We start from the raw sequence: 3,902 nt of genomic DNA, 5'->3' as shown, positions 1-3,902 counted from the left end.
AATTTAAAATTACAAAATATTATGATATGACACAGTTTAAATTACAGTCTCGACTTTATTAAAATGCCATTTCTCTTTGAATGATACCACCGCCAATTACTTCATCACCTTCATAAAATACCGCGCTTTGTCCCGGAGCAATGCCAGAAGCATTATTGTATAGGGTTACTTTTATCTTTCCGTCTTCGTTGTGCAGCTTGCCCAAGGTGCCTTTGTCTTTGTATCTGATCTTGGTGATGACTTCTATTCCGTCTTTTACTGTTTCATATTTCTGCCAGTTGATCTTCCCAACTGTTAATTCTGCTTTAGCTAAATCTTCTTCCTCACCCAAAACCACGGTATTCGTTTGTGGATCGATAGAAGTAACATACACCGGATGCCCCATAGCAATTAGTCCTTTTCGTTGACCAATCGTGTAAAAAGGATAACCATTATGCTGACCTAATTTTTTTCCGGTTTTATCTACAAACCAGCCTCCGGCAACTTTTTCTTCAAGCCCATCCACACGACGTTTTAGGAAACCTCTGTAGTCGTTATCGGGTACAAAACATATTTCGTAACTCTCACTTTTTTTGGCTAATTCGGGGTAGCCGTAATCGACTGCCATCTGACGTATTTCAGATTTTCGGTAATTTCCGAGCGGCAACAATGTCCTGCTCAGTAAGTCTTGCTGTAACCCCCAAAGTACATAACTCTGGTCTTTGGTTTCATCCAATCCTTTACTCAAATAATAACGACCGTTTTCTCCTAGATGTATATTGGCATAATGACCAGTAGCAATAAACTTGCAGCCTAAAGCATCGGCACGTTTGAGCAACGCACGCCACTTGATGTGGGTATTGCACATTACACAAGGATTGGGGGTACGGCCGGCCAAATATTCTTCAACAAAATTATCAATCACAAAATCGCCAAATTCGTCTCTTATGTCTAAAATGAAATGTGGAAATCCATGCTGTACCGCTGCCTGACGTGCATCGTTGAAGCTGTCAATATTGCAGCAACCTGTTTCTTTAGAACTACTTCCGCTGCTGGAGTAATCCCAGGTTTTCATGGTGATACCAATTACCTCATATCCTTGTTTGTGCAACATTAATGCTACTACAGTACTATCAATACCACCGCTCATTGCCACTAATACTTTCCCTTTACTGCTCATAAAAAATTTTTGCAAAGATACTAAATTCGACTAGAGAACTGACGCAAACGCATTGTCATGAACATGTAAAGAATTTGATGAATGTTTTGCGGAGAGAAAAAATAATTTGGGATCGTAGGTTAGCATATTAGATCCGTGAGGTTTGTTTTAAGTTAATTCGCTTATAAATAAATAGTTGTGGTGGAGAAAATTTTTTTTTGAGCCAGATTTGGCACGTTTTTTATTCGAAGTAAGCAGAAATAAAACGACTTTTCATATTATTAAAATTAAATGCGATGAAAAAAATCTTATGCTTACTTGGCGTAGCTGCATTTGTAACAATTGGCGTTGCGAACGCCCAGATAGAAAAAGGCAATTTAATGGTTGGTTCAGATTTAGGGAGTTCTCTGGCTTCTCCTTCTGGCAGCGCGACCAATAGTGGTTTGTTTGGGATGAACTTCGGCTTAAATAAAGGAGATGGCTTTAATATAGGTATCAATCCTAAGATTGGATATTTTGTCAAAGATAATGTAATGATTGGAGGCGTGGTTAACCTGGGCTTCTCCAAAGCTCCCAATTATAATGGAGCTGCGAAAACAACGTCTTACGGCATTCAGGCATTAGGCCGCTATTATTTGAACCCCGGAGAACAAGGTGTCAATAATTTGCTAAAACATGGTCGCTTCTTTGGGGAAGTTAATGCGGGATTTGCTGGTTTTAATACTACCGGCGGCAACACAACCAATGGTTTTGCTTTTGGATTTGGACCTGGTTATTCCTATTTTATTACCCCTAATGTAGCTTTAGAAGGCTTGTTGAAATATAACGGGCTTGTAGGTGGGGGTAATACTACTTACAGGCATGCAATAGGTCTGAGCTTGGGAATACAAGTATTTTTGCCTTCCGCTAAAGTGAAGAGTATCGTAAATGATCCGTCTCAGCTGTAATGCGCAAATTAAAAAGAAAATTTAAAAGGGTTGTCTCTAGTCGAGGTGACCCTTTTTTATTACTTCCCCTTTTTTTGTAACTTAGATCCGCTGCATGTTTGGGTGTTGAATCGGTTTTACGACAGGTTTTATAAAAGCCACAGAGGACTTTATAGTGATTTTAAAAATGGATTTAAAAATTGAACAATTTTCCAGCAATAAATAAAAAAAATATCATGGTAAAAATCACCGCCGATAATGGCAACGAAAATTATTTGGTTGAAATAGAATCTTCTACGGGAAATAGAATAACAGCCGACGAGCCAGAAGCAAAAGGAGGAAAGGACAAAGGCTTCTCTCCAAAAGAACTATTGGCTTCCGCTTTAGCAGCCTGCACCAGCGCCACAGTGCGCATGTTTTGCAGTCGTAAAGAATGGGATTTGAAAAATATAAATGTTCAAATTGAACTGATTGAAGAGCAAAGCAAAACGATCTTTAAAAGGGAGCTGCAATTGGAAGGAAATCTGGATGAGGGCCAGCGTAATACACTGTTGAATGTGGCCAATGCATGTCCTATCCATAAGATCCTTACAAATGCTATTAGTGTCGAAACAGCATTGATTTGAAAAAAGCCTGATGAGAAAATGCAGCCGAGATTGAGACCTTTGGAAGGAAACAGGTACGCTCAAACGTAGCGTCGAAATGGCGAATATTTGCTACTTAAAAAGGTAAATTTGAAATTAATGAGAAAAAAGGCAGCAAAGCAATAATTTTAGTAATCAATTAATTCCCATATGATGCAGACAGCGCAAATTAAAATCTTCAACGATAATCTGGAAGGTTTTATTGATAAGCTACTTCCTGAACTGGAAGAGATTTATAAAGATATACACCAGCATCCGGAATTGTCCATGCAGGAGTTTCGAACGGCCAAAATCGCTGCGGATTATTTGACTAAATATCGATATGAAGTATCAACAGGTATTGGTGTAACAGGTGTAGTGGGTATTTTAAATAATGGAGAAGGGCCGGTAGTAATGCTTCGTGCAGATATGGATGCACTTCCGGTAGCGGAAGCAACTGGTTTGTCTTATGCAAGTACGGTAAAAGCAAGAGACGAAGAAGGGGTAGAAGTAGGGGTATCGCATGTATGTGGTCACGATTGTATGGCTGATGGGAGTTGCCAGATTGTTTTTTGAACATAAAGATGAGTGGAAGGGAAGGTTAATGGTTGTTTTTCAACCTAGAGAAGAAGTCGGTCGCGGCGCGCAAGGGATGATCGATGATGGCATGATGACCCGTTTTCCTAAGCCGGACATTATTCTTGGCCAGCATGTAATGGTGGGCGAAGCCGGTACCGTGGGGCATCGCAGTGGCGCCATTTTATCTGCAGGCAATAGTTTAAAAGTGAGAATTTTTGGTCGTGGTGCACATGGTTCATCGCCACAAACATCCATAGACCCTGTGATAATGGCAGCCTCCACTACTATGCGTTTGCAAACTATTGTTTCCCGTGAGATAGCACCTATAGAAAACGCGGTATTAACCATTGGAGCCTTACAGGCCGGCACCAAAGAAAATATTATTCCCGATGATGCGACGCTTAAATTGAATATTCGCACTTTTGATGAGGGTGTGCGTGACCATATACTTTCGGCAGTGAAGCGTATCTGTTGTGCGGAATGTGCTGCGTCTAATGCACCAAGAGATCCCGAATTCACTACGCTAGATAGCTACCCGGTTACGGAAAATGATTCGGCAGCCACCGCCAGGGTAGCGGAGGCCTTCGATATACAATTCGGTGATAAATCTTTTGAAACGGCACCCGCTTCTGCCAG

At 40.6% G+C, this 3,902-nt stretch carries 5 protein-coding genes; 4 read left to right on the top strand and 1 reads right to left on the bottom strand.

All coding sequences use genetic code 11. The annotated features are described in order from the left end of the window. Positions 1-58: 58 nt before the first annotated feature. Positions 59-1,159, bottom strand: a complete 1,101-nt coding sequence (gene mnmA / locus ACQR30_RS14060) for a tRNA 2-thiouridine(34) synthase MnmA (protein ID WP_429736198.1) — start codon at positions 1,157-1,159, stop codon at positions 59-61. A gap of 275 nt (positions 1,160-1,434) precedes the next feature. Between mnmA and ACQR30_RS14055 the strand changes: the two genes are divergently transcribed. The 4 genes from ACQR30_RS14055 to ACQR30_RS14040 form a co-directional block, all read left to right on the top strand. After that, the gene (locus tag ACQR30_RS14055) at positions 1,435-2,085 is read left to right on the top strand and encodes a hypothetical protein (RefSeq protein WP_429736196.1); all 651 of its coding nucleotides are present in this window, start codon (positions 1,435-1,437) and stop codon (positions 2,083-2,085) included. 215 nt (positions 2,086-2,300) lie between these two features. Then, complete coding sequence (locus ACQR30_RS14050; protein WP_429736194.1) at positions 2,301-2,690, top strand: OsmC family protein; 390 nt, start codon at positions 2,301-2,303, stop codon at positions 2,688-2,690. Between the two features lie 168 nt (positions 2,691-2,858). Next, a complete protein-coding gene (locus ACQR30_RS14045) occupies positions 2,859-3,263 on the top strand; it encodes a hypothetical protein (protein WP_429736192.1) in 405 nt (134 codons plus the stop codon). After that, positions 3,238-3,902: M20/M25/M40 family metallo-hydrolase (locus tag ACQR30_RS14040; RefSeq protein WP_429736190.1), on the top strand; the 665-nt coding region annotated here is incomplete at its 3' end. The genes ACQR30_RS14045 and ACQR30_RS14040, both read left to right, overlap by 26 nt.

It is taken from the genome of Arachidicoccus sp., assembly GCF_050436765.1.
Classification (GTDB): domain Bacteria; phylum Bacteroidota; class Bacteroidia; order Chitinophagales; family Chitinophagaceae; genus Arachidicoccus.
The sequence above is the reverse complement of the archived record's forward strand: the minus strand, read 5'-3'. Positions and strand labels throughout refer to the sequence as shown.

Bases quoted from the DNA above. Each gene is read 5' to 3' on its own strand.
- ACQR30_RS14055 (WP_429736196.1), top strand. From the start codon at position 1,435: ATGAAAAAAATCTTATGCTTACTTGGCGTAGCTGCATTTGTAACAATT.
- ACQR30_RS14050 (WP_429736194.1), top strand. From the start codon at position 2,301: ATGGTAAAAATCACCGCCGATAATGGCAACGAAAATTATTTGGTTGAA.
- ACQR30_RS14045 (WP_429736192.1), top strand. From the start codon at position 2,859: ATGATGCAGACAGCGCAAATTAAAATCTTCAACGATAATCTGGAAGGT.
- mnmA (WP_429736198.1), bottom strand. From the start codon at position 1,159: ATGAGCAGTAAAGGGAAAGTATTAGTGGCAATGAGCGGTGGTATTGAT.